Genomic DNA, 26,109 nt, shown 5'->3' with positions numbered 1-26,109 from the left:
GCCTGAATAAAAGCCGGCGCGATGATTCGCGCCGGCTTTTTTACGTCACACGCTTACTTGTTGATCGACACGATGGTCGCCTTGCTGCCCTCCATCCGGAACGAAAACCTCACCCGGTCGCCCACCGTCAACCCGGCCAGTTGTTCCTGAGTCGCCGCGAAGCCCATGGTCATCGGCGGCCACTGCAAGGCAGCAACGGCGCCATGTGCAATGGTCACGGTGTGCTTCGTGGCATCGATGGCCTTGATCGTGCCCTCGGCATTCGCGGCAGGTGCCTGTTGCGTGGCGGACTGCATTTGCATGCCCTGCATGTCGTCCATTTTCATGCCGGGCATGTCTTCTGCCTGCACAGTAAAAGCGAACGCAACCAGCGTGCCTGCAAAGGTAATCGGGATCAGTTTCATGAGGTTTTTCCTTCAGGTGGGAGGGTTTGAACGGACAAGTGACGACGGCGCATCAGTCGATATGCCGCCGGTATGACAAACAGGGACAACAGGGGCGCGGTGACCATGCCGCCGACCATGGGCGCGGCGATACGGCTCATGACTTCGCTGCCGGTGCCGCTGCCGAGCAGAATCGGCAACAGGCCGGCGATGATCACGGCCACGGTCATGGCTTTGGGGCGCACGCGCTGCACGGCGCCTTCACGAATCGCCGCGACCAGCCCGCGCTCGGTGTGGTCGCCGCCATCTTCGCGTTCGGCCCAGGCATTTTTCAGGTAGAGCAGCATGATCACGCCGAACTCGGCGGAAACCCCGGCCAGTGCAATGAAGCCGACCCCGGTGGCCACCGACAGGTTGTAGCCCAGCAGATAGAGAAACCACGCACCGCCACTCAGGGCGAACGGCAACGTGGCCATGATCAGCAGCGCTTCATCGAAGCGGGCGAAGGTCAGGTAGAGCAGCACAAAGATGATCAGCAGCGTGGCTGGAACCACGAGTTTCAGGCGAGCGTTGGCCCGTTCGAGAAACTCGAATTGCCCCGAGTAGCTCAGGCTCATGCCGGGCTGCAATTTCACCTGTTCGCTGACCGCACGACGCAAGTCACCCACCACCGAAGCGATGTCGCGACCGCGCACATCGATGTACACCCAGCCGGACGGTCGGGCGTTTTCGCTCTTGAGCATCGGCGGGCCGTCCGTGACCCGGATTTTCGCCAGCATGCCGAGGGTGACCTGACTGCCCGAAGGTGTGTAGATCGGCAGTTGCTCCAGGGCACCGGGCGAATCGCGCCACTCTCGCGGGTAACGGATGTTGATCGGGAAACGTGCCAGTCCCTCGATGGTTTCCCCGATAGATTCGCCGCCGATGGCCCCCGCGACGATGGACTGCACATCACTGATGTTCAGCCCGTAACGGCCGGCAGAGTTGCGGTCGATATCGACGTCGATGTAGCGGCCACCGGTGAGTCGCTCGGCCAGCGCCGAACTGACGCCGGGCACGTCTTTGGCCACACGCTCGACGGCCTGGGTCACGGCATTGATCTGGGCCAGATCGTTGCCGGCGACTTTTACACCGATAGGACTTTTGATCCCGGTGGCGAGCATGTCGATGCGGTTGCGGATCGGCGGAATCCAGATGTTGGTCAGCCCCGGTACCTTCACCACGCGATCCAGTTCTTCCACGAGTTTTTCCGGGGTCATGCCCGGGCGCCATTGCTCGTGGGGCTTGAACTGGATCGTGGTTTCGAACATCTCCAGCGGCGCCGGATCGGTAGCCGTTTCGGCGCGGCCGGCCTTGCCGAACACATGCTCGACCTCGGGCACAGTCTTGATCAGCCGATCAGTCTGTTGCAGCAATTGCGCAGCTTTCTGCGCCGACAGCCCCGGCAGTGCCGACGGCATGTACAACAGATCGCCTTCGTCCAGCGGCGGCAGAAACTCACCCCCGAGTCGCGAAACCGGCCACGCCGCACTGACGAACACCAGCAGCGCCACCAGCAGTGTGAACTTCGGTCGGCGCAACACTGCATCCAGCGCGGGCTGGTAGATCCGGATCAGCCAACGGTTGAGCGGATTGTGGCGCTCATCCGGAATCCGCCCGCGAATCCAGTAGCCCATCAACACCGGCACCAGCGTCACCGACAGCCCCGCTGCCGCCGCCATGGCGTAGGTCTTGGTGAACGCCAACGGGCCGAACAACCGTCCTTCCTGAGCCTGCAAGGTAAACACCGGGATGAACGACAGCGTGATGATCAACAGGCAGAAGAACAGCGCCGGCCCTACCTCTGCTGCCGCGTCGGTCATCACCTGCCAATGACGCTCGCCCTTGAGTTCCTGCCCGGGATTGGCGGCATGCCATGCCTCGATTTTCTTGTGCGCGTTCTCGATCATCACCACGGCCGCATCGACCATCGCACCAATAGCGATGGCAATCCCGCCCAGCGACATGATGTTGGCGTTCAGCCCCTGATGGCGCATGACGATGAACGCAATCAACACACCCACCGGCAACGAGATGATCGCCACCAGTGACGAACGCAGGTGCCAGAGAAAGATCCCGCAAACCAGCGCCACAACAATGAACTCTTCGAGCAGTTTGTGGCTGAGGTTGTCCACGGCGCGATCGATCAGCTTGCTGCGATCGTAGGTGGTGACGATCTCCACGCCGGGCGGCAGGCTGCTTTTCATGTCCTCGAGTTTGGCCTTGACCGCCGCGATGGTCTCCCGGGCGTTCTTGCCGCTGCGCAGGACCACCACGCCGCCGACGGTCTCGCCCTGGCCGTCCAGTTCGGTGATGCCCCGGCGCATGTCCGGTCCGGTCTGGACCGTGGCGACATCGCCCAAAGTCACCGGCACCCCGTCGGCACCGAGTTTGAGCGGGATCGCCCGGAAGTCATCGAGGGTTTTCAGGTAGCCGGACGCGCGCACGATGAACTCGGTTTCGGCCATTTCCAGCACCGCACCGCCGGTTTCCTGATTGGCCTTGCCGATGGCTTCACGCACCTGCGCCAGGGTGATGCCGAGGCTGGCCAGTTTTACCGGATCGGGCTGCACCTGATACTGCTTGACCATACCGCCGAGGGTGGCGACCTCGGCGACGTTGGGCAGGGTCTTGAGCTCGAACTTGAGGAACCAGTCCTGCAACGCCCGCAACTGCGCCAGATCGTGCTGGCCGCTGCGGTCCACCAGGGCGTACTGATAGATCCAGCCGACCCCGGTGGCATCCGGGCCCAGCGCCGGTTTGGCACTGGCCGGCAGACGACTCTGGATCTGGCTCAGGTATTCCAGCACCCGCGAGCGCGCCCAGTACTGATCGGTGCCGTCCTCGAACAGCACGTACACAAAGCTGTCACCAAAGAACGAATAGCCGCGCACGGTTTTCGCCCCCGGCACCGAGAGCATGGTGGTGGTCAGCGGATAGGTCACCTGGTTCTCGACAATCTGCGGCGCCTGCCCGGGGTACGACGTGCGGATGATCACCTGCACATCGGACAAATCCGGCAGTGCATCGATCGGCGTGCTCTGCACCGACCACACACCCCAACCGGTGACGAACAGCGTCGCCAGCAGCACCAGAAAGCGGTTGGCCACGGACCAGCGAATCAGCGCGGCAATCATGGCTGGCTCCCCAAGGCTTGGCCATCCGTCTCAAGCGGCGCGGCGACGATGCCCTTCAGGCTGGCTTCGGAATCAAGCAGGAACTGGCCGGAAGTCACGACCTTCTGCCCTTCTTCCAGGCCTTGGAGGATCAGCGTTTTGCCGTCGCTTTCCTGTCCGGGCCGCACCTCCACCGGGCGATAGTGACCCGCGTCCTCGGCCAGCATGACCAAAGCGCGCTTGCCGGTGCGGATCACCGCTTCGCTCGGCACCCACAGGCTGTCCTGCCCGGTCGAGCGGTTCAGCCGGACCTGAGCGGTCATCCCCGGACGCAAGCGACCTTCGGCGTTGGTCATTTCGACCCGCACGCGCAGGCTGCGGCTGTCGGGGTTGGTGTCCGGCAGAATCGCGCTGACCTTGCCGTTGAACACGGTGCCGGGAAATGCCGGCAACCGCGCCTCGATGGCTTGCCCTTCGGTGATGGAACCGGTCTGCGCTTCCGGCACCGCCACGGCGAGCCAGACACTGCCCAGACCATTGATTCGCGCCAGCGTCTCGCCGCTCGCCACGGTCATGCCGGTGCGCACGTTGAGCTCCTGTACCACGCCGCCCACCGGACTGGTGACGGTGAGGTTCGGCTGAACCTTGCCGCTGCGTTCCACCTGGGCAATCAGGCTCGATGGCATGCCGGTCAGTTGCAGTCGTTGGCGCGCCGCCGAAATCAGCTCCCGGTCGCCGCTGCGCTTGAGGGCCAGAAACTCGGTCTGCGCTGCCGCCCAGTCCGGTACGAGAATGTCCGCCAATGGCGCACCCGCCGCCAGCACATCCCCCGGCGCCCGGGCGTAGACCCGTTCGACAAAACCGCTGGTGCGGGTCTGGATCACCGCCACATCGCGCTCGTTGAAGGCCAGCACACCGGTCACGTCGAGACTGGAGGAAAACCGTCCGCGCACAACCATTGCCGTGCGCAGCCCCAGATTCTGGGTCAGGCCCGGATCGATGCTCACCGTCGCATTGCCTGCGCCTTCGCTGGCGTATCGCGGCACCAGTTGCATGTCCATGAAGGGCGACTTGCCCGGTTTGTCGAACTTCTGTTGCGGGTACATCGGGTCGTACCAGTACAGGGCCTTGGCTTCGGCGCCCTGCTCCGCTGCCGTACCGGTTGAGCCAGGTATGCGCTGATAAGCCACGCCGTAGCCCGCAGCAACACCCACCGCAAGGGCGACGCCGGCCAGCCAGAATCTGTTGTGTTTTGGTAGGTTCACAGGCTGCTCTCCCCGTAAGCGAAATGCAGACGCGCAGCGGTCAGTGCGCGCTGTTCTTCCACGTCGATCTGTTTGAGGCGCGCTTCGATAAGTTCACGGCGGGCGCTGACCACGGCGTTCAGATCGCCCTTGCCGGCGCGATAACTGGCCAGTGCCAAGTCGACCTTTTCTTTGGCCAGCGGCACCAGGCTTTGCTGGTTGCGCAGCACCGCCCGGTCGAGGCGCGCGTAGTCGGCCAGCTCGTTTTCCAGTTGTTCGGTGTGCTCCCGGGACAGAGCTTCGCGTTCCGCTTCGATCTGGCTGAGTTCAGCCTGGCGGGCGGCGATCTTCGGGTTCTGCCGCGATTCGGGAAACAGCGGCAGATCCCAGGAAAACTGCACGCTGACCATGTCGCCGAACTCGCGGCCACGGTGCTGGTAATCCACTTCCCAGCTCCAGTCGGACTTTTTCTCGGACACGGCTTCCTGCACCTTCGCCTGCGCTTCGCGGGCCATGGGCGCAAACGCGGCCAGTTCCGGATGGTGTTGCAGTTGATGATTGAAGGTGGCGGGCTCGACCGACCATTGCGGCAGGCTGCCTTCGGGCTTGTCGTTGGCGGCGGTGCCGATCCAGCGCTTGAGCGCCGCCCGGGCCTGGGTGCGTTCCAGCGTCAGGTTGTCTTCTTGCTCGGCCAGTCGGGCGGCTTCCTGCTTCGGCGTCACGGCGTCCGCAGGTTGTGCCCGGCCACCGGCGATCTGCGCCCGCACGGTATCGCTCAGCAGGCGGTTTTCCTTGTAGAAGTCCTGAAGCAGCGCCTGTTTGCGCTCCACCGAATAGCTGCCGATCCACGCCAGCGCCGTGGCCTGACGCACCTTCAACCGTTCGACGCGACGTTCCGCCGCCGCGCGCTCGACGCCCGCCTCGGCGACTTCGATGCGCGCCTTGCGCTTGTCGCCGTTGGGCATGTCCTGGCGCCAGCCGACCATTTGCATGGTCATGAAGTCCTTGTCGAGGCTATAGCGATCCGGGCCGCCCACGGGATAGTTCTGCACGCCCAGCACCAGTTTCGGATCGGGCAACTCCCCCGCCGGAATGGCGGCGCTGCTGGCAGCCTGGATTTTTGCATCTTGAGCGTTCAGCGACGGCGCATTGGTTTCCGCCAGTCGCAGCGCTTCATCGAGTGTCAGCGCGGCGGCGAAACCCGGCCACGCAAGCACGCTTGCCGCAAGGCCGGCCGCGAAGGGCCAACCTGTGCACTTGAATTTCATGTTTACGATTCCTGTGATCGTCCGCTGTGCGCGGCGTAAAACACGCGCACAGCCAATCCACTCCGCCGGGGCGGAATGAGTTTTCAAGGGGGACAGGAATCAGACGCGGGGCGGTCGCCAGACCCCGGACGGGGTCGCTACGGGCAGGGAATCACTGAAGAAAGAATGCGCAACGGGGCTGAACACGGTGACGGGCGGCTTGAGGATCGCGACTTGCAGCAGGCCGCCGGTCTTGCACTCCTGGCCTGGTTTGCAGGGCGTGCCATGGTCGGCAGGACTTTTCATGTCCTTGCAGCAATCCATCCCCATGCCATCCATCATCGCCATGCCCATGGCTTGCATCGGGCAGGGTTCTGTCGGTGCCTGCACGCCCGCCATCCCGCTGAGGGGAAGCGCCAGGCTGATCAGGAAGACGAGACAAAACCGCAGGTAGCGTTTCATGGCCGGAAGTCTAGTTGCGAGAAACGGGATTCACAATCGGATGCCGGCGATATCAGCGGATGAGCATTAAGCCAGGATTAGCAGCGGAAAATCATGCAGCGCTCGAACGATCACCTAACCTCATTGATTGTGTGTTCAACCGGAATCGCCAGTCCCATGCGCAACGCATTGAAGTCATTGATGTTCGTCGCCCTGATCCTGCTTGTCCCGGGGCTGGCTACGGTGTCGGCCGCAGATTTGTCGCCCTCGCCCGACAGCGGCGCCCCGCTCCCCGGCGTCACCCAGAATGATCTGCAAGCCTTGCAGCAACGCCTCGACGGCCTCAAGCAGCAGATCTCGTCCGCCAACAATTACAACCAGCTCGAAGGCCCCCAGGATCGGGTGCAGACGTTCATTCTCGACATTGATCGGCTGTCGGCTTCGCTGTTGCCGCAGCAGGCACAACTGACCGTACAACTGGGCGTGCTGGGCGCGGCACCGACGGAAACGGTGGCCGCCGAGCAGGCCGATATCGCCGCACAACGGGCGGCGCTGATCGAGCAGAAGAACAAGGTCGATACCGCGCTGAAGAACCTGGCCACGCTCAAGCAGAACGCCACCGATCTGATCACCCAGATCGCCGGCATTCGCCGCACGTTGCTGGAAAGCGAACTCACCCTGCGCACCGACAGCGTGCTCAGCCCTGATTTCTGGTCGCCGATGATCGATCCCGACCCTGCCGACCGCCAGCGCCTGCAGATGTTTGTCGACCAGATCAAGGAAACCGGCACCGAGGCCTGGCAACCGGGGCAACGGTTCTACACCAGCGTGCTGGTGGTGCTGTCCTTCCTGGTCTGGACCCTGGGCCGACGGCTCGCCGACCGCTGGCTGGCGTGGGTGTGCATCCATCGCATGCCCGAAGGCCGCTTGCGCCGCAGTTCGCTGGCCTTCGCCTCGGCGCTGGCGACACTGGCGACCACTGCGATTGCCCTGGAGTTGCTGTATTACGCCTGTACCCGGCATGTGCCGCTGCCGCCGATGCTGGCGACGTTCTCCGACGAATTCCAGAAAGTCGTGTACGCCTGCGTGATGATCACCAGCCTGAGCCGCGCCTTGCTGTCCACCGAGCACCCGTCATGGCGGCTGCCGGCGATAGCCGAACCGGTGGCGCTCACGCTCAAGCCCTTCGCCAGGGTCCTCGCCGCGACGCTGCTGGTGCTGGTAACGGCGGTGCAGGTCGGCAACTCGTCCGGCATGAGCAGCCAGATCGTGATCACCGGCCGCGGTGTGATCGCGCTGGTGGTATTGGCCATTGTCACTGTGCTGCTGATGCGCGTCGGCAAGGTGCGCAAGGCGCTGGCGGCGGCCGGGGATGCCCAGGTGGCGGGCAACACCCTTGCCGGAGTGATTTACACCGTAACCACACTGGCGATGGTCATTTCCCTCGGCGCGTTGCTGACAGGCTACGTATCGCTGGCGCGGTTCATCACCTATGAACTGGTGTGGGCGTTTATCGTGCTGTCCGGTTTCTACCTGCTGATGCAGTTGCTCAAGGACAGCTGCGAATACGTCTTCTCGCCCCGCCACTCCAGCGGCAAGGCCTTGAAGCAACTGCTGGGCGTCGGCGACCGGCGCCTCGAACAGGCCTCGACCCTGCTGGCCGGTGTGGGCCGGGCGGCGTTGCTGTTGCTGGCGGTGATCACGCTGTTCGTGGGCGGCATCGGCACCACGCTGGGTCAATTGGCCAACAGCATCGGCACCATTCTCGGCGGTGCCGGCCTGCGCAAACTGAACATCGTTCCCGGGCATTTGCTCAACGCCATACTCGCCCTGCTGATCGGCATTTACCTGATCCGTGCTCTGCGCCGCTGGCTCGACAACGAGTTCCTGCCCAAGACTGACATGGACCCGGGCATGTGCGCGTCGCTCAGCACGCTGTTTTCCAACATCGGCTACGCGGTGGTGATTCTGCTTACGTTGTCGTCGCTGGGCGTGCAGTGGACCAACCTGGCGTGGATCGTCAGCGCACTGTCGGTAGGTATCGGTTTCGGTCTGCAGGAGATCGTGAAGAACTTTGTCTCCGGGCTGATCCTGCTCACCGAACGCCCGGTCAAGGTGGGCGACCTGATCAGCATCAGCGGCGTCGAGGGCGACATCCGCCGGATCAACGTGCGCGCCACGGAAATCCAGCTCAGCGACCGCTCCATCGTGATCGTGCCCAACTCGCAACTGATCTCGCAGAACCTGCGCAATGTCACCCTCGGCGGCAGCGCCCAGGGCGTGGCGACGCTGGAGCTGATGTTCCCGCTGGACATCGACCCCGAACAGGTCAAAGGCCTGCTGCTCGACACCTACAAAGAGCACGAAACCATCCTCGGCAAACCGGCGCCTTTCGTGCGGTTCAGCAAGCTTTCGCCCGAAGGCATCACGTTGACCGTGACCGGTTACGTCGACAGCCCGCGGATTGTCGGCAAGACCAAGAGTGATCTGTTGTTCGAGATTCTCAAGCGGCTGGGGGCGGCGGGGATTGAGTTGGCGAAGCCGCCGAGTACTTGATGGAAAGGCGGCTCGTCGTCCCGATGGTTTTAGAAGTCAGTCACGGTTGTTCCTGCAATGCTCTGGGCAAACTCGATGCCGAATACCCGAGCCGGTGTTTCAAAACCTGGCCGCCGTTCCCCCGCCAACACTCGACGAGCAGCCTCCACGGCCACCAACGGTGTGTAGGTATAGCCGTTGACCGTTTCAATGACCGACCGCCCGGCACTGCCGTTGACGCCAGAGACCTCGGCCACCGCACGGGCGCGATGAGCCTCACGCTGTTCGGCGCTAGGGCCGTCCGGCAACAGCGACAGATCGCCCTCGGGAAACGCGTCGCCACTGATGTGCACATACATGGCGATGTCGGGAATGCCGGTGGAGTGCCAACCGGTGACCAGGTCGCCGAACGATAGCGGTACGCAAACCACCGGCCCGTCGCCGAAATCGAAGTGGCGGGGCTCTGCATCGGGCGTGGCGACCAGTTGTCCGTCGACCCTGGCCAGCAGGCCCGCGCCAACGATTTCACCGACGCTCAGAGCCGACCCGCGAGACATGGAGCCGGCCACTTGCAGGGCGATCTTCAGTGAACGCGGTTCCTGTACGCGTCGAGCGACATGCATCGCCAGGCAATCGGTCGGCACCACATCCCAGCCGACGCCAGGCAGCAACATGACACCGGCCTTCGCGGCCTCGGCGCCTAGTTGCTCGGCCCGCCGATAGACATTGATCTCTGCGGTGATATCCAGATAGTCCACCCCGGCCTTGATACACGCCTGCATGAAAATGTCCGCCGTCTGCGCGAACGGCCCTGCAAAGTTCAACAGTACTGCAACGCCCTCCAGAGACTCTGCTTCGACGGCATCCGTAGCGAACACTCGATAAGGCACGTCCAGTTGCGCGGCGAGGGATTGGAGTTTTTCCGCTGTCCGGCCGGCGATGACGACATCGAGGCCCAACGACCGAGCGTACTCGGCCGCCATGCGCCCGGTGTAACCCGTCGCGCCGTAGATCATTAGCTTACTCATTGGGCGTGCTGCCATTTTTTGTAGACGAATTCCAGGCTGTAACCGTCCGGATCGAGGACGTTGGCCGCGTAATAGTCGGGGTCGTAATGCAAGCGTGCGCCCGGCGGGCCGTTGTCGACAGCACCCCGTTCAATGGCCACCGCGTAAGCCGCGTCTACCTCGGCCTTGCTGCTGGCGACAAAACCTACATGCACTGCCCGCCCCTCTACTACACCTGCGCGCAACCAGAAAAACATCCGGCCATGGGCACCGAAACCTTTCAGGTCGGGATGCCCCGGCGGGCCGTCCTTGCCGTCGTAATCGAGCCTGGCGGTGATGCCCAGGGGGGTCAATACAGCCGTATAGAAATCAATGGAGCGCTGGATATCGCTGACTGACAGAAAAATATGATCAAGCATGGTGCCGCCTCGCGTTCAATGATCGGTTCAGATGAAATAGCCGCCCGCGACTTCAATGGATTGGGCGTTGATCCAGCCACTCTCTTCGCACAGCAACAGGGAAATGACGCGAGCGACGTCCTGCGGCTCGCCCACCCGGCCGAGGGCCGTTTGCGAGGCCAGCAAGGCCTCGAACTCATCATTCAAACCGCCGCCCAATTCAGTGCGTATCGCGCCCGGCGAAACCGCGTTGGCCCGAATCCGGCGATCCGCGAACTCCTTGGCCATGTAACGCGTCAGGACCTCAAGCCCACCCTTGGCGGCGGCATATGGCGCCACGCCCGCTGTTGCGACACGGGTGGTCGCACTGGTCAGATTGACGATACTGGCACCCTCCTCCATTAGCGGCAGCAGGGTCTGTGTGAGAAAAAACGGGCCCTTGAGGTGGGCGTTCAATAAACCGTCGAACTGCGCCTCGGTCACCGTTTCCAGCGAATTGAACAAGCCGTGGCCGGCGTTGTTGACCAGCCCGGACAGTCTTTCCACACCCCAGGTGGCCTGTAGTGCGTGCACGACCTTCTGGCGGAAATCGTCGAACTGGCTGACGTCGGCCACGTCCAGTGGAAGCGCCACGGCGCTGCCGCCCGAATCCTGGATACCCTGGACAACAGAGGCTGCCGCGTCGGCATTGCGTTGATAAGTCAGGATGACGCCCATACCGCGCCGGGCACATTGCTCGGCCGCACTGGCGCCGATGCCACGGCTGCCGCCGGTAATAACGATAACGCTCATGCGCTGCTCCAATGTCGTTTGGGGTGAGTCACCACAGTAGCCATCGGGCGGGCGGCGAGCGCAGCTGTTCCTCTTCGAAACCTGCCTGTTTCTGCTTTTTGCTTGCGTGGACGTATTCGCGTGGGGTCAGATGCTCGGCATGAACAGCCAACTGACAGAACTTCGTACCCTGGCCCGACACGCCGAAAACCGCCGTACGGAAACGGGTATTCCGCGCGTCGCCATGGTTCAGGGCGAAATCCCCGAGCATTTGCTGGCGGCGGTTTACCAACCGATGATCAACCTGATTCTGCAAGGCAGCAAAACCATGACCATCGCCGACCGTACGCTGCATTACGACCCGGCGACCTACTTTGTCATGTCCATCGACCTGCCGGCAGTCGGCCAGGTCCACCCCTCTTCTGCCGGCGAGCCGTACCTGGCGGTCAGTCTGACGCTTGATCCGGTTGTCTTGACGACGCTGCTGGCCGATCTGCCCAAACCCTTCGGCCAACATGAACAAGACACCGGTTTTTCGGTGGCGGCTGTCACCCCGTCCTTGATGGATGCCTGGGTGCGCATGCTACGCCTGATGGGAAAACCTGAAGAAATCGCGGCACTGGCGCCGGTCTACGAGCGGGAGATTCTGTACCGTGTCCTGCAAGGCCCCCATGGCTGGATGCTGCGTGACATCGCCGCCCCCGACAGCGCCATGGCGCGCGTCAACCTGGCCATTGCGTACATACGACAGGACTTTGCCGAACCGATCCGGGTGGACGATCTGGCTCGGCTTGCGTCAATGAGCGTGTCAGCCTTCCACCGACACTTCAAAGCCGTTACGGCGCTGAGCCCATTGCAATATCAAAAGCGGGTTCGACTGCTGCAAGCCCGAACGCTGATGGTGGCGAGTACCAGGAATGTCACCCAGGCGGCGTTCGAAGTCGGGTATGAAAGCGCTACACAGTTCAGCCGTGACTACGCACGGGTATTCGGCTTGCCCCCCTCGCGGGACGCGGCCCGGATACTCGGGGAAACCCGAAGCGGTTGAACCCACCACAAAAGGCACCACAAACACAAAAGGGGACCACAAAAGGGGACAACACAAAAGGGGACAGATTTATTTTCTGAAAATAGATCTGTCCCCTTTAAAGAAAGCACATCACTCTTCAGTGGAAAGGCTCCGCTCCTGGCTGGCTTCAGCTTCCATCTTCAAGCGATCAGCCTTGCTGATGTACTTGGGCTTGTTGCTTTTCGGTGCCAGTTTGGCGTTGGCCTTTCTGGATTTTTCCTTGAAGAGTTGTTGCAGTTTCTTTTGGCGGTTCATGGCGTCTTGCCCTGCTTGAAAGTTGTTGAATGATATCAGCCCTGAGTCGGGTTCAAGCGAGCACTTCGGTGATCCACCGCACCTGCCGGGTCAGGTCCTGCACCTTCTCTTCGGGCACCGCATGTCGCGCGCGCCCGAAGTGGTTCAGGGTCTGTTGCTTGTGCCGTAACCGGTGCTGCCACTTGCTGACAAACGCCGGGCTGCGGGCCTGCAATTGCAGGGGACCGAAGTACAACTCCTCGGCGGTGTACGACACCGGGCCGCCACGCTCGGCGACGATGATTTCATAGTCGAAGCGGTTTTCCCGCAGGACTTCCTCGCAGAGGATCCGGTAGTCGTTGTCCATCAGCCATTGGCGCAGGGGTTGCTCGCCGCCGTTGGGTTGCAGGATCAGACGCTCGCGGCCACTCAAACGTGCCTTGCCGGCTTCGAGAATGTCGCGAATGGTCTCGCCGCCCATGCCACACATCGTAATCGCGTTGATCCCGTCGGCCGGTTCGACGGCCATCAAGCCATTAGCCAGACGCACGGTGATCTGCTGCTGCAGATCGTTCTCGCAAACGGTGCGTTCAGCCGAGCGAAACGGTGTCAGAGCCATCTCCCCCGCCACCGCCGCCTCGATTGCACCACGACGCATCAACGCCACCGGCAGGTAGCCGTGATCCGAGCCGATATCGGCCAGGCGCGCACCGGCGGGTACGTGCGCAGCGACACGCTCCAGGCGCATGGACAATGTCTGTTCGTTCAACCGCAACCCCTTTTACGTCAAGCGTCCGGCACCACTGGCCGGATCGGGGCGCGATTCTGGAGGGCTACACCAACACCGTCAACCACGCCGACAGCAACAACAAAAACGCCAACCCGGCATTCATGCGCCTGAATGCCCGTGGCGATCCAAAGAACCGCGCACTGCCCACGCCCAGCACTGCCCACGCCGTCATGCACGGCAGGCAGACCAGCAGAAACACAAAGGCCAACAGCGCCATCCGCGTACTCTCGTCACCGCTCCCGCCAAACACGCTCACCACCGCCACCGCCATCATCCACACCTTGGGATTGATCAGTTGCAGGCCGGCGGCGCCATAAATGCCGATCCCTTCTTCACACGCCGTTGCAGGGTCAAGGGACGGCGGCGTGCTGCGAAAGATCTGCCACGCCAGCCAGCTCAGCCACAGCACCCCGGCCCAGGCCATTGCCTGCTGCACACGGGGGTAACGCAGCAGCGTTTCACCCACGCCGAGCCCGACCACCAGCACCACCAGGGCCGCCGAAACACAGGCGCCGAAGATGATCGGCAGCGTAGCGACCATCCCGCGCCGCGAACTGTGGCTCATCACCAGAATATTGGTCGGCCCCGGGGTGATCGAGGCGACGAAGGAAAACAGTAGAAAAGGCAACAACGATTCCATGGGATGGACTCCGGATCAGAACAGGAGTCCATGGTCGCGCTTGCACGGGGCTCAGTCTGGAAGGTTTGAGCAGCGCTTGCGATAGTCCGCCGGCGTCAGGTGATAGGCGCGGCGAAACCAGCGGCCGAGATGGCTTTGATCGGCAAACCCCAGCGCACTGGCGACATCGGCAGGCGTTTCGCCTCGCGCCAGCATCTGCCGGGCCCGGGCCAACCGCAACTGGATCAAGTAGCCATGGGGCGCCAGCCCGAAGGCCGACTTGAAGGCCCGGGTCAGCCGAAAGCGATCCACCCCGCAGGCCCGGGCCAGATCATCCAGCCCGATGTCTTCGAAGGCATGGGCATGCAGGTAGTCCCGCGCCACCTGCGCCACGCGCGGCAAGCGTGGATCGAACGCCTGACGCTTGCGCCAGTCGAGGTGGGACGTCAAAGCCCCCAGCAAGTGGTCGACCGCGCTCTGCCGGACGATGCGCAGGTCACCGTGATGCAGGGCCTGAAAGGCTTGATTGATGGAAGTGGCCAGTCGCGGGTCCTGGCTCAGGGTGTCGGCGAATCCGAGCTGACTGTTGTCCGGCGCCTGCTCGAACAGCGCCAGCAACTCGCGCTCCAGCCAGTGCGGATCGAGATAGAGCATGGAGTAGGTAAAGCCTTCCTCGGTGGGCGCGTGCCCGTCGTGGATCTCCCCCGGCTCCAGCATGAAGATCTTGCCCGGTGTACTGAAATGCCGCACCCGCCGGCAATCGAACTGCTGAACCCCTTGCTCGGTGACGCCCACCAGAAAGCTGTCATGCCAGTGCGGATCGTAGGCATGGCCCCGGAAATGGGCACGGATCGACTCGATGCCGGTGTCGGCATCCTGAGACAGGTCGATCCAGTTGCGTTTGTCCACGCAAAGGCTCCGGAGAATTGGGTTCGATGCCTAACTTACCGCGCTTCACGTCGAAGCGTTTAGAAGATTTGTGCAGCAGGTTGACCGACGCAGGCGCGACGCAAATTAAATGAACCCTCGGTTTCACCGCCCGCCTAACCGAATGACCATCAGGAGGTAGCTCATGCAAATCGAAACCACGTGGATCGTACTGGCCATCATTCTTTTGCTCGTCGAACTGTGGGCAATCAACCGGGTACGCAAGAGCGAAGGAAAATCGAGCAACAAGGGCGTCTGGATCGTACTGATCGTGTTTGTACCGTTACTGGGACTGATCGCCTGGGCCCTGGCAGGACCGAAACACATTACTCAGGCCTGAACCTGCGAAAAGCGCAAAACAACCAGGCCCCGATCATTCGGGGCTTTTTCATGGACGGCGGATTTGTATCGCACTGTGTACGCAATGCCTGCTGATACACACGTCCTTAACTCGGGAGTAAAACCGAAACAGCACGGATACACCGGCAGGCTTTACTGGGCTCCAGTTCAGAAGGGTTCACCCAGAACCCCATCCCCGTCGATTGCAAAGGAGCCTGACCATGAAACCTGCACTGCACACCACAGCTACCGGCAAAACCCGTCGTCGCCTGCTGGGCCTGTCGATTCTCGCCACCGCCCTGATGCAGTTCGGCACGTTCGCCAACGCTCAATCGGCGGCACCGGAGCCGCTCAAGACCGTAGCAGCCGCTGTAAGCGCCGACCTGCCCTTCGGCCCGCTGAAACATGTGAAGGCCGGTGTGCTAGACGTGGCCTACGCCGAAACCGGCCCGGCTGATGGTCCGGTGGTGATTCTGCTGCACGGCTGGCCCTACGACATTCACAGCTACGACGAAGTCGCACCGATTCTGGCGGCCAAGGGTTATCGCGTGCTGATCCCGTACGCCCGGGGTTATGGCGACACGCATTTCCTGTCCGACAAGACTGTGCGCAACGGTCAGCCAGCGGCGCTCGCCAGTGACGTGATCGATTTCATGGATGCACTGAAAATCAAACAAGCCGTACTCGGCGGCTACGACTGGGGCGCACGTTCGGCGGACATCGTCTCGGCGCTGTGGCCGGAGCGCGTCAAAGCGCTGGTGTCGGTCAGCGGCTATCTGATCGGCAATCAGGCCGCCGGCAAGAACCCGCTGCCGCCAAAGGCCGAGCTGCAATGGTGGTATCAGTTCTACTTCGCCACCGACCGTGGTGCGGCCGGGTACGCCAAAAACACCCACGACTTCGCCAAGCTGATCTGGCAGACCGCCTCACCGAAATGGGCGCTGGACGACGCCACCTTCGATCGCAGCGCCAAGGCCCTGGAGAACCCGGATCACGTCGCCATCACCGTGTTCAACTACCGCTGGCGCCTGGGTCTGGTGCAAGGTGAAAGCCAGTACGAAGCGCTGGAGCAGAAACTCGCCACCGCGCCGTCGATCAGCGTGCCGACCATCACCCTGGAAGGCGATGCCAACGGCGCCCCGCACCCGGCGCCCGAGGATTACGCCAAACGCTTCACCGGCAAGTACGAGTTCCGTCTGATCAACGGCGGCATCGGTCACAACCTGCCGCAGGAAAGTCCGCAGACCTTCGCCAAGGCGATCATCGACGCCGATCACCTCTGAAGCAGTACGCCGAACGGCTCGTCATTTGACGAGCCGTTTTTCCTTGGACGGCCGATAACCGAAATAAGCGCTGTAGCACTTGCTGAAATGGCTCGGCGAGACGAACCCGCAAGCCACCAGCACATCCACCTGGGACAGCTCGGTGTGTTGCAGCAGACGCCGGGCCTCGGTGATGCGCAGTTCCATGTAATAACGCTGCGGCGTGGTGCCCAGTTGTTCCTTGAACAGCCGTTCCAGCTGACGCCGGGAACGCCCGGCGTACACCGCCAGTTGTTCCAGTTCCAGCGGCTCTTCGAGGTTGGCATCCATCAACTTCACCACTTCGCGCAACGGCGCGCTGACGCTGATGTTTTCGGTGGGTTTGATCCGCCGGTAGCGCGATTCCTCGAACGCCAGAATGTCTTCGATACCCTCGACCAGCGCCTTGTCGTGCAGGCTCTTGATCCAGTCCAGCGCCATGTGAAACGCCCCGGACGGGCTCGAAGCGGTCAACCGGTCGCGGTCGATCACATAAGGCTCGCTGCTGACCTGGGTGGCCTTGGAGATTTCCGCCAGCGCCGGCCGATGCTCCGGGTGAATCGCACAGCGATACCCTTCCAGCACCCCTGCCCGCCCCAGAAACCAGGAACCGTTCCACAACCCGGCCAACAGCACGCCAGCCTCGGCGGCCATTTTCAACAGGCCGATGAACTCGTCGCTGGCCTTCAATTCCGTGCGGTAACCGCCGCAGATCACCAGCAGATCCAGCTCCTGCAACACGTTCGTTTCCAGACGCGAGTCCGGGCGGATCACCAGCCCAAGGTCGCTGATCACTTCGCCGTCGCTCAAGCCGAAGGTGCGTGTAGAGAACAGACCAGGGCGCAGCAGATTGGCGGTGACAAGGGTGTCCAGCGCCTGGGTGAAGGCCGGCAGGGAAAAATGCTCCAGCAGCACGAACCCGGTACGGGTCATGCGCCCCGCCCCGGAGGAAGGCTCGTTCAGGTAGCGAAGGTTCTTGCCCTTCATGCCACCGCTGAATTGGCGTCGTTCGATCAAGATGTGGTCCATCAGTTACTTGTTATGCCGCCATGCTAACCGCCGGGGCGGCAAAATACTCGGGAATGAATGCAATTCGCCCCAACCGGTACAAACGTGCCGATCGGGGCGAAAAAGACCTGCGAAAAACCGCGATGAATCAGGAAGCGTCGATCCAGATGGTTTTCAGCTCGGTGTACTGATCATGGGCCCAGACCGACTTGTCACGCCCACCGAAACCCGACTCCTTGTAACCGCCGAAAGGCGTCGAAGCATCGCCCTCGCCGAAGCAGTTCACGGTGACGATACCGGCGCGAATACCCCGCGAGAGCTTCAGCGCATGGCGCAGGCTGCCGGTGTACGCCGACGCGGCCAGGCCATAAGCCGTGTCGTTGGCCAGGCTGATCGCTTCGTCGACGGAGGTGAACGTGGTCACGCTCAGCACCGGGCCGAAGATTTCTTCCTGGAACAGACGACTGTCACGGCTGACGCCATCGACGATGGTCGGCTCGACGAAAATGTTGTCGGCCGTGTTGCCCCCCGCCAGCACCGAAAGGTTTTCCTCCCGGGCATGGTCGAGGTACGAACGGACCTTCTCGAAATGCGCCTTGCTGATCATCGAGCCCAGACGGTTTTCCGGGTCCAGTGGATCGCCCATTTTCCAGTCGGCCAGATGCACCTGCACGCGCTGGAGCAATTGGTCCTTGATGTCTGTGTGCACGATCAACCGCGACGAAGCCGAGCAGTTTTCGCCCATGTTCCAGAACGCGCCGTTGACCACGTGCTGGGCAACCAGATCCACGTCTTCGACATCGTTCATCACCACCGCCGGGTTCTTGCCGCCGCATTCCAGCACGATGCGTTTCAGGTTGGACTCACTGGAGTACTTGAGGAACAACCGCCCGGTGTCGGTGGACCCGGTGAAGCTGACCATGGCGACGTCCGGATGACGGCCCAGCGGTTCGCCCGCCTCCTTGCCACCGCCGGGCACCACATTGAAAACGCCGGCGGGAATCCCCGCCTGATGCGCCAGCTCGGCCACACGCAAGGTGCTCAAGGTGGTTTCCTTGGCCGGTTTGACCACGATGGAGCAGCCAGCGGCCAGCGACGGGCCGATCTTCCACGCGAGCATCAGCAGCGGGAAATTCCACGGCAACACCAGGCCGACCACGCCAATCGGCTCGCGCACCACCATGGTCACCGCGCCGTTGCCGGTCGGTGCAGTCGAGTCGTAGATCTTGTCGATCAGCTCGGCGTGCCAGCGCAGGGTATGAATCGTTTCGGGCACGTCGATGTTCTGGCATTCGCGGATCGGTTTGCCGCTGTCGAGGCTTTCCAGCACCGCCAGTTCATGAGAGTGGTCTTCCAGCAATTGAGCGAACCGCAGCAACACCGATTTGCGCGCCGACGGCGCCAGCCCTTGCCAGCGTCCGTCTTCGAACGCAGCCTTGGCGGCGGCGACGGCAACGTCCACGTCCTGGGCGCCACACGCGGTAATTTCGGTCAATACGGCTTCGGTGGCCGGGTTGGTCGTGGTGAAGGTCTTGCCGGACAGCGCGCTGCGAAACTCGCCGTTGATGAACGCCTGATTGCGAAACTCAAGCTTCGCCGCCAGTTCGCGGTATTGCGCTTGACTCAGAAGATCGGCCATTTCAAACCTCCGCGACGATGCGCGCCACATTCTGCTTCAGGGTTTTGATCACGCTTTCCAGCACTTCCTTCTCGGACGCTTCCAGCGGCTGCATCGGTTTGCGCACGCCGCCGGCACGCAGGCCGACCAGTTCGCTGCCGTGCTTGATCGACTGGACGAACTTGCCGCTCTCCAGCACATCCATCAGCGGTAACAGCGCCGACATGATCCGCCGGCCCTTGTCGAAGTTCTTCTCCAGAACGCAGGCTTCGTACAGCGCGATGTGCTCGGCCGGAATGAAGTTCGAACCGGCACAGACCCAGCTGCGCGCGCCCCAGGCAAAGAACTCCAGGGCCATGTCGTCCCAGCCGCAGGACAGCTGAATCGAAGGATGCGAATGCGCCAGACGATGCAACTGAGCGGTGTCGCCGGAGCTTTCCTTGATCGCGACGATGTTCTTGCAACCGGCAATCGCCTCGAAGAACTCAGGGCCCATCGCTACGCCCATCCGCGCCGGATAGTTGTAAAGCATGATCGGCAGGCCGGCGGCCTTGTCCACGGCCAGCACGTGGGCGGCGATTTCCTTTTGCGTCGGCAAGGCATACGGCGGCGAGCCCACCAGGATCGCGTCGGCCTCGATCGACTTGGCGTGCTCGGCGAAGGCCACCGCATCTTCGGTGCGGATCCCGCCCGTGCCGATCACCAGCGGAATGCGGCCATTGATCACTTCATTGGCGCGCTCGGCCACTTTCAGCCGCTCGGCAGTGGTGTGGGCGTAGTATTCGCCGGTCGAACCACCGATGACGATGCCGTGAACCCGCGACTCGATCAGATACTCGAGCACTTCGGCGAAGGCCGAATAATCGATCTGGCCATCGGCGGACAAAGGCGTAATGGCGGGGGTAAAGATGCCGTCAAAGTTCATAGGGTTTTCTCCAGTGGTTGCAGTGTTCGATTCGTTGGCCCGACGCCGCTACGGCCCGGGCAAGGTTCAATTCAGCGAGGCAGCCTGTTGCAGGTTGAGCGAGCGGGTTTCCGGTGCGAGCACCCACGACAGCACCAGTCCGACCAGGGTGACGGCCGCCGCGATGTACATGGTCTGGGCGATGCCCAGCGTGCTCAGGGAAACCGGCACCAGATAGGTCCCCGCCGCCGCGCCGATGCGCGACAGTGACGTGCCGACACCGACCGCGAAGGCGCGGATTTCCGTGGGAAACAGTTCATTGGGGTACACCAGCGTCAGCACCTGGGCGCCGCCGATGAACAAGGCGTAAACGGCAAAGAATGCGAGCACCAGCGCGTTGGGCCCGGCGTGACCGACGGCCAGCCCGAGCAGCGCAAGGCCGGAGCAGAGAAAGCTGTAGATCAGCAGATTGCGTCGGCCCACGCGGTTGATGATCCGGGTCGAAATCACACAGCCGATGACAAAGAACAAGGTAATCGCCACCGAGCCCAGGGATGACCAGTCGCCCTGCAGGTTCAGCGCGGCCAGCACCTTCGGCGCAAAGGCATACACGGCAAACAGCGGCACCACCGAGCAGGTCCAGAACACCACGACAAACAGCATCCGCTTGCCGTAGCCGGAGTGCAGCAGGTTAAGGATCGTCAGCTTCTCGCCCACCCGGTGCTCGGGAAGATTGGCCAGGGAGAAGTCGTTGCCGTAGACCTGTTTGATGATCGCCTCGGCTTCGGCGGCGCGGCCCTTGCTCAGCAGCCAGCGTGGCGATTCAGGCGTGCCGATGCGCACCAGAAACAGCATCGCGCCGATGATCGCCGCGCTGGCCAGCACCAGCCGCCAGGCATCGGAGCCCCACAGTTTGAACAACAACTCGCCCACCACATACGCCATCGCTGCCCCGGCGAACCACATGATCGTCAGCGTCGCCAGACGCGGGCCGCGATATTTGCGCGGCATGAACTCGACCAGCAGCGATGTCGCCACCGGGTACTCGATGCCGACCGCCACTCCCAGCAGCAGCCGCAGCACAAACAGCGCCACCGCCGAATCGACCCACAGCTGCGCCAGCGATGCCACGATGAACAGGGTCGGCCCGACAAACAGCAGACGCTTGCGCCCCAATACATCAGTCAGCCAGCCGCCGAGAAAACCGCCGAAGAAAATGCCGATCAGCGCCGAGGCGGCGATCATGCCTTCCCAGAAATCGTCCAGCGCCAGAGACCTGGACATATGCACCAGCGCCACGCCGATGATGCTCAGAACATACCCGTCGACAAAGGAGCCACCGGCCGAACGGATCGTCAGCAGACGATGAAAACCATTGAGCGGTACGTCCTCGATTGATACAGCAACGTTGTTCATTTCTTGTCCTTGTATTCAGTGCATCGCTACTTCAGTTCATCGCGCAGGTCGGGCGATGAGCGTTCAACTTTCGCGGCCGGCGCGGTACTGCCCCCACTTCAGGTTCATGTTCACGCCCAGCGACAGAAACGGTTCGGGCGGGTTGCCCGTCGGCCCCGGCGCCTGCAACAGGAAATCGATCAAGCCGTCGCGCTGCCCGGCCAGCCAGTCGGCGAGCAATTTGCCGGTGACCGTGCCACGGGTGACGCCCAGGCCATTGCAGCCAAGCGCGCCGTAAACGTTCGGCGCCAGTTCGCCGAAGAAACCGTTGTGGTTCCTCGACATGGCCAGCGCCCCGCCCCAGGTGTATTCGAACTGCACCCCCGGCAGCATCGGGAAGCGCTGATCGAACGAGGCGCGGTGACGGTGCACGAAGCGCTCGTTGTATTTGCTGTTGCTGCGGCCATCGGGGTTGAAGCTGAAGCTGTTTCGGATCAGCAAACGGTTGTCGGGGGTGCGCCGCACCGTGGTGCCGAACGGATCGGCGGGGATCGCGCCCCAGAACGGTTTGCCGCCCAGACGCGCCTGCTCCTCGTCGGTCAGCGGGCGGGTGATGCTGGCGTAGGTGTAGATCGGCAACATGCGGCCCTGCAGAAAACCGAAACGCATGCCGAACGAGTTGTTGGCGAGGATCAGTTTGTCGGCGGTGATGCTGCCGTGAGCGTGCTTGAGCAAGGTTTTGGCGCCGTACTCCACTTCCAGAATCGGCGTGCGTTCGTACAGGGTGACGTTCGCCGGCAAACTGTCCGCCAGGCCTTTCACCAGCGCCGACGGCTGAACCAGTACCGCGCCGGGAGTGAATAGCGCCTTGCGGTAGAAACGGGTGCCCAGATGCTCGGGCAATTCTTCGGCCTCGATCATCTGATACGGCTGACCGAGCTTGTCGAGACCCCGACGATAAGCTTCCAGCACCGCGATCCCGCGTTCTTCCACGGCCGCCTGATACTTGCCGCAGGCTTTCATCTGGCAATCGATGCCGAACTGATCGACCAGATTGCGCAGGATCGACTGACCTTCCAGGTTCAGCTTCAGACTGATCCTGGCCAGGTCGATATCGCCGATATAGTCCTCGGCCCCGATGTCATGGGGCAGATCGATCGCGAAACCGGCATTGCGACCGGACGGCCCCAACCCCACTTCCTGCGCTTCGATCAGCACCACTTCATCGTCGGGGAAGTTCAACGCGAGCTGGCGTGCCGCCGCCAGCCCGGTGAAACCGGCACCGACGACCACCCAACGCGCCGAACGGTGGCCGCGATGACCAGGCTCGGGGCTGCGCGGCCGGCTCAGGTGGAACCAGCCACAGCTGTCATCATCGGCGGGCAGCGAACTGACTTTCATAGTGTTGAACCGTTTATTGTTGAAATGACAAATCGAAGCCGGCACGAAGCGAACGCGCGGAATCGCGTTGAAGGAAAACAGCCATCAAAGTTGCGTAAATGAATGCGTTTGAATGACGGCTTTACGCCACGGGAAAACCGCCACTCGAACTAACGAACAACCGCTTACTTGGCCGCCGCTCGCGCATCACTCAGCCAGCCGTCGTAACTTTGCTGGTGGGCCTTGATCCATTCGGCAGCGTGGCGCTTGATATCGGCCAGGGACTTTTCGCCGTTCTGCATCTTCAGGTTCTGCGCACTTTCGTCGGCGGTGCTGATGCTGACTTCGGAGAGGAACTTGCGGGCTACCGGGTTCTTCTCGGCGAATTCCTTGTTCATGACGGCATTGATCGTGTCCACCGGGAAGCCGAGGTTCTTGCCTTCGTAGAAGGTGTCCTTGCTTTCCTTGCCGTCAGGCAGGTCGGTGTACGGCACCGGCAACCAGACCACGTCGCGCCCTTCGACCAGCACGCTGGAAATCCACTGTGGCACCCAGGTAAAGAACAGCACCGGTTTGCCTTGCTGGTAGCGGGCAATGGTGTCGGCCATCAACGCGAAGTACGAGCCGCGGTTGTCGACAACGGTCGGTTCCAGGCCGTAAGCCTTCATGTGGTGTTCGACCATCACTTCGCAGCCCCAGCCCGGGTTGCAACCGGTCAGGTCGGCCTTGCCGTCACCGTTGCTGTCGAACAGCTTGGCGATTTCCGGTTTCTTCAGGTCCGACAGATCCTTGATGTGATAGGCGTCTGCGGTTTTCTTGTCGATCAGGTAACCCTGCAGCACGCCCTTCATGATCTGCCCGACCTTGACCATCACGTCATCGCCGCCAGCCTTCTCGTAAAACGCCTCGTGCAAATGCTCCCATTCATGCACGGTGAAATCCGCGTCGCCGTAGGACAGCGCCAGGAACATCGCCGGGTAATCGGTTTCCTTCGGCTGTTTGACGTCGTAGCCCAGTTCCTTGAGCCCGGCGATCACCACTTCACCGCGAAAGCGCTCTTCGGCGATGGTCGGGAAAATCGGCGTGATCGACACACCGGCGCCGGGTTTGTTGGCATCGGCCGCATAGGCCGCCGAACACAGGACCGTGCCCAGCAAGGAAGCAACCAGACTCGCCATGACGCTTTTCTTGAGATTTGCCAGTTTCATGTTTCACCACGCGTTGGAGTTTTAATCGGTGAGCAGAAAGGTTCAGTTAATGACCGCACGAGCAACGTTCTTCTTTTTCTTCAACTTCATGACCAGGCCGACCGGCCCGCTCTCATACCAGCGCTGTCCGGTGGCCAGATCGCTGCTGCGTTCACCCATGGCCTGAGTCAGGCGATCGAGGAACACCGCCAGCAACACCAGCCCTGCCCCCCCGACACTGGCCAGGCCCATGTCAAGGCGGCCGATGCCGCTGAGCACCATCAACCCCAGCCCGCCGACCGAGATCATCGAAGCGACCACCACCATCGACAGCGACAACATCAAGGTCTGGTTCAAGCCGGCCATCATGGTCGGCGCGGCCAGCGGCAATTGAACCTTCATCAGCATCTGCATCGGTGTACAGCCAAAGGCCCGCGCCGCCTCGACCTTGTCCGCCGGCACCTGACGGATGCCGAGGTTGGTCAGGCGTACCAGCGGCGCGACGGAGAAAATGATCGTGACAATTACACCGGGCACGTTGCCGATGCCGAACAGCATCACCACCGGCACCAGGTACACGAACGCCGGCAGGGTCTGCATGGCGTCGAGCACCGGGCGGATGATCATTTCCGTGCGGTCGCTGCGGGCACAGAGGATGCCCAGCGGAATGCCGATCACCGCGCAGAACAATAGCGAGGTCAGCACCAGCGCCAGGGTGACCATCGCGTCGTTCCACACGCCGATCAGCCCGAGCCCGGTCAGGGTCGCCACGCTGAAGATCGCGATGCGTTTGCCGCCGATCTGCCAGCTGATCAGCCCGGCAATGATGATGAACACCGTCGGCGGCAGCGAAAGCAGCCCCCACTGGACGCCGTCGAGTACCTGATCGACCGGCCAGCGAATCGAGCGGAAGACATCCCGGAAGTTATGCACCAGATATTTAAGGGCGGTTTCAACCCACGATCCCAGAGGAATATTCAAACTCTGGAAGGGATCCAGAAAGTTAAAGTCGGACATGACACTACCTCGCACTTGCGGACTGCGTGACCATTCTTTTTTTAAATCAGGATCTCAGCTATTACCCAGGCAACTTAATAGATGCCCTTGCGAGATCGAACCTTTATAAAGTCCAACTTCGTCAACTACCGGCATCGGCGTAGATGAAGCGGCAACCAGATGAAAGATCTCGCGCAAGGAAGCGTCAGCCTTTATCGGAGTTTGACGACCCGGTTCATAAACAATGCCGGAATCGGCTTGTGCGATATCGCCGGCGCGCAATATCCGGCTGGTATCGAAACCGTTGAAGAAATCCCGGACATACTGGTTCACCGGGTTGCACAGCAGCTCACGGGGCGTGCCGATCTGCACCACGCGCCCACCCTCCATGATTGCGATGCGATGGCCGATGCGCACGGCTTCTTCAATGTCGTGGGAGATGAAAATGATGGTGCGATCCTGCTCGGCCTGAAGCTTGATCAACTCGCCCTGCATCTCGCTGCGGATCATCGGATCGAGGGCGGAGAACGCTTCGTCCATCAGCAGGATGGCCGGGTCGTTGGCCAGCGCCCGGGCCAGGCCGACCCGCTGTTGCATGCCGCCGGAGAGCTGGTGAGGGAAGCACATTTCCTGCCCGGAAAGCCCGACCTGCTCAAGGGCGCCCATGGCCCGGCAGTAGCGTTCCTTTTCGCTGACACCGCTGATTTCCAGGCCGAAGCTGACGTTGTCGATGACGCTCATGTGCGGCATCAGGGCAAAGGACTGGAAGACCATGCCCATGTCTTTGCGGCGCACCTGCAACAGGTCCTTGTCGCCCAGTCCGGTGATTTCCCGGCCATTGAGAAAGATACTGCCGGAGGTCGGCTCGATCAGGCGATTGAACAGTCGGACCATGGTCGATTTGCCCGAGCCGGACAAACCCATGATGACAAAGATCTCGCCGCGCTTGACCGAGAAGTTGGCATCAAATACGCCGATGGCCTGGCCGGTCTTTTTGAAGACTTCGGCTTTCGAGGCGCCCTCTTCGATCAACTTCATGGCCAGTGCTGGCTGAGTGCCGAAGACTTTATAAACATTCTTGACGCAAATTATTTCGTCGGAGCGATTCATACCTTGCCTCCATCGCGTTGTGCATATTCGAATTCAAACAATATGCAATCG

The 26,109-nt window shown here is 61.9% G+C and carries 24 protein-coding genes; 4 read left to right on the top strand and 20 right to left on the bottom strand.

The window, feature by feature from the left end; all coding sequences use genetic code 11:
* Positions 1–53: 53 nt before the first annotated feature.
* The 5 genes from DLD99_RS12905 to DLD99_RS12885 form a co-directional block, all read right to left on the bottom strand.
* Positions 54–404 (bottom strand): copper-binding protein, encoded by a 351-nt coding sequence (locus DLD99_RS12905; RefSeq protein ID WP_114882560.1) that lies wholly within the window; start codon positions 402–404, stop codon positions 54–56.
* Positions 401–3,559 (bottom strand): efflux RND transporter permease subunit, encoded by a 3,159-nt coding sequence (locus DLD99_RS12900; protein ID WP_114882558.1) that lies wholly within the window; start codon positions 3,557–3,559, stop codon positions 401–403. Before DLD99_RS12900 ends, DLD99_RS12905 begins: the two co-directional genes overlap by 4 nt.
* Positions 3,556–4,803 carry an efflux RND transporter periplasmic adaptor subunit gene (locus DLD99_RS12895; RefSeq protein ID WP_114882556.1) on the bottom strand — a complete coding sequence of 416 codons (1,248 nt, stop codon included), beginning with the start codon at positions 4,801–4,803 and terminating at the stop codon, positions 3,556–3,558. Before DLD99_RS12895 ends, DLD99_RS12900 begins: the two co-directional genes overlap by 4 nt.
* Positions 4,800–6,050: a TolC family protein gene (locus DLD99_RS12890; RefSeq protein WP_114882553.1), complete on the bottom strand. Its 1,251-nt coding sequence runs from the start codon at positions 6,048–6,050 to the stop codon at positions 4,800–4,802. Before DLD99_RS12890 ends, DLD99_RS12895 begins: the two co-directional genes overlap by 4 nt.
* Positions 6,051–6,149: 99 nt before the next feature.
* Positions 6,150–6,491: a hypothetical protein gene (locus DLD99_RS12885; protein WP_114882551.1), complete on the bottom strand. Its 342-nt coding sequence runs from the start codon at positions 6,489–6,491 to the stop codon at positions 6,150–6,152.
* 156 nt (positions 6,492–6,647) lie between these two features.
* Here DLD99_RS12885 and DLD99_RS12880 point away from each other — a divergent pair, with 156 nt between their 5' ends.
* Positions 6,648–9,026, top strand: a complete 2,379-nt coding sequence (locus DLD99_RS12880) for a DUF3772 domain-containing protein (protein WP_114882549.1) — start codon at positions 6,648–6,650, stop codon at positions 9,024–9,026.
* Between the two features lie 29 nt (positions 9,027–9,055).
* On the opposite strand, the gene DLD99_RS12875 is transcribed toward DLD99_RS12880, so the two are convergent.
* Genes DLD99_RS12875 through DLD99_RS12865 form a run of 3 tightly spaced genes read right to left on the bottom strand, consistent with a single transcriptional unit; the run spans position 9,056 to position 11,202 of the window.
* On the bottom strand, positions 9,056–10,033 hold the full coding sequence (locus tag DLD99_RS12875) for a saccharopine dehydrogenase family protein (RefSeq protein ID WP_114882547.1): 978 nt from the start codon (positions 10,031–10,033) through the stop codon (positions 9,056–9,058).
* Positions 10,030–10,431: a VOC family protein gene (locus DLD99_RS12870; RefSeq protein WP_114882545.1), complete on the bottom strand. Its 402-nt coding sequence runs from the start codon at positions 10,429–10,431 to the stop codon at positions 10,030–10,032. Before DLD99_RS12870 ends, DLD99_RS12875 begins: the two co-directional genes overlap by 4 nt.
* Before the next feature lie 27 nt (positions 10,432–10,458).
* A complete protein-coding gene (locus DLD99_RS12865) occupies positions 10,459–11,202 on the bottom strand; it encodes an SDR family NAD(P)-dependent oxidoreductase (RefSeq protein WP_114882543.1) in 744 nt (247 codons plus the stop codon).
* A gap of 139 nt (positions 11,203–11,341) precedes the next feature.
* Here DLD99_RS12865 and DLD99_RS12860 point away from each other — a divergent pair, with 139 nt between their 5' ends.
* Positions 11,342–12,229: an AraC family transcriptional regulator gene (locus tag DLD99_RS12860; protein WP_208647521.1), complete on the top strand. Its 888-nt coding sequence runs from the start codon at positions 11,342–11,344 to the stop codon at positions 12,227–12,229.
* A 111-nt stretch (positions 12,230–12,340) separates the two neighbouring features.
* On the opposite strand, the gene DLD99_RS12855 is transcribed toward DLD99_RS12860, so the two are convergent.
* The 4 genes from DLD99_RS12855 to DLD99_RS12840 all read right to left on the bottom strand — a co-directional run bounded on the left by DLD99_RS12855 (position 12,341) and on the right by DLD99_RS12840 (position 14,802).
* Positions 12,341–12,505, bottom strand: a complete 165-nt coding sequence (locus DLD99_RS12855) for a DUF2986 domain-containing protein (RefSeq protein WP_114882541.1) — start codon at positions 12,503–12,505, stop codon at positions 12,341–12,343.
* Positions 12,506–12,557: 52 nt separating this feature from the next.
* On the bottom strand, positions 12,558–13,253 hold the full coding sequence (locus tag DLD99_RS12850; protein WP_114882539.1) for a tRNA (adenine(22)-N(1))-methyltransferase: 696 nt from the start codon (positions 13,251–13,253) through the stop codon (positions 12,558–12,560).
* 64 nt (positions 13,254–13,317) lie between these two features.
* Positions 13,318–13,914 carry a LysE family translocator gene (locus DLD99_RS12845; RefSeq protein WP_114882538.1) on the bottom strand — a complete coding sequence of 199 codons (597 nt, stop codon included), beginning with the start codon at positions 13,912–13,914 and terminating at the stop codon, positions 13,318–13,320.
* A 51-nt stretch (positions 13,915–13,965) separates the two neighbouring features.
* On the bottom strand, positions 13,966–14,802 hold the full coding sequence (locus DLD99_RS12840; RefSeq protein ID WP_114882536.1) for an AraC family transcriptional regulator: 837 nt from the start codon (positions 14,800–14,802) through the stop codon (positions 13,966–13,968).
* Between the two features lie 163 nt (positions 14,803–14,965).
* On the opposite strand from DLD99_RS12840, the gene DLD99_RS12835 reads away from it, so the two are divergent.
* A complete protein-coding gene (locus DLD99_RS12835) occupies positions 14,966–15,160 on the top strand; it encodes a PLDc N-terminal domain-containing protein (protein WP_085708371.1) in 195 nt (64 codons plus the stop codon).
* Positions 15,161–15,380: 220 nt separating this feature from the next.
* On the top strand, positions 15,381–16,442 hold the full coding sequence (locus DLD99_RS12830) for an alpha/beta fold hydrolase (RefSeq protein ID WP_114882534.1): 1,062 nt from the start codon (positions 15,381–15,383) through the stop codon (positions 16,440–16,442).
* A gap of 21 nt (positions 16,443–16,463) precedes the next feature.
* Here DLD99_RS12830 and DLD99_RS12825 read toward each other — a convergent pair whose 3' ends face one another.
* From DLD99_RS12825 to DLD99_RS12790, 8 genes are all read right to left on the bottom strand, one after another.
* On the bottom strand, positions 16,464–17,489 hold the full coding sequence (locus DLD99_RS12825; RefSeq protein ID WP_114882532.1) for a GlxA family transcriptional regulator: 1,026 nt from the start codon (positions 17,487–17,489) through the stop codon (positions 16,464–16,466).
* A 127-nt stretch (positions 17,490–17,616) separates the two neighbouring features.
* Positions 17,617–19,107 (bottom strand): aldehyde dehydrogenase, encoded by a 1,491-nt coding sequence (locus DLD99_RS12820; protein ID WP_114882529.1) that lies wholly within the window; start codon positions 19,105–19,107, stop codon positions 17,617–17,619.
* A gap of 1 nt (position 19,108) precedes the next feature.
* On the bottom strand, positions 19,109–20,011 hold the full coding sequence (locus DLD99_RS12815) for a dihydrodipicolinate synthase family protein (protein ID WP_114882527.1): 903 nt from the start codon (positions 20,009–20,011) through the stop codon (positions 19,109–19,111).
* Between the two features lie 66 nt (positions 20,012–20,077).
* A complete protein-coding gene (locus tag DLD99_RS12810) occupies positions 20,078–21,406 on the bottom strand; it encodes an MFS transporter (protein ID WP_114882525.1) in 1,329 nt (442 codons plus the stop codon).
* A gap of 63 nt (positions 21,407–21,469) precedes the next feature.
* Positions 21,470–22,786: an NAD(P)/FAD-dependent oxidoreductase gene (locus DLD99_RS12805; protein ID WP_114882523.1), complete on the bottom strand. Its 1,317-nt coding sequence runs from the start codon at positions 22,784–22,786 to the stop codon at positions 21,470–21,472.
* Positions 22,787–22,950: 164 nt separating this feature from the next.
* Positions 22,951–23,973, bottom strand: coding sequence for a glycine betaine/L-proline ABC transporter substrate-binding protein ProX (proX, locus tag DLD99_RS12800; protein ID WP_162803476.1), 1,023 nt, complete (start codon positions 23,971–23,973; stop codon positions 22,951–22,953).
* A gap of 42 nt (positions 23,974–24,015) precedes the next feature.
* On the bottom strand, positions 24,016–24,969 hold the full coding sequence (gene proW, locus DLD99_RS12795; protein ID WP_085708380.1) for a glycine betaine/L-proline ABC transporter permease ProW: 954 nt from the start codon (positions 24,967–24,969) through the stop codon (positions 24,016–24,018).
* A 54-nt stretch (positions 24,970–25,023) separates the two neighbouring features.
* Entirely contained in the window at positions 25,024–26,058 is a 1,035-nt protein-coding gene (locus DLD99_RS12790; protein ID WP_114882521.1) for a quaternary amine ABC transporter ATP-binding protein, read from the bottom strand.
* Positions 26,059–26,109: the final 51 nt, after the last annotated feature.

The sequence above is a fragment of the Pseudomonas kribbensis genome, from assembly GCF_003352185.1.
GTDB lineage: Bacteria > Pseudomonadota > Gammaproteobacteria > Pseudomonadales > Pseudomonadaceae > Aquipseudomonas > Aquipseudomonas kribbensis.
Note: the sequence above shows the minus strand (reverse complement) of the source record. Positions and strands in the feature narration are given on the sequence as shown.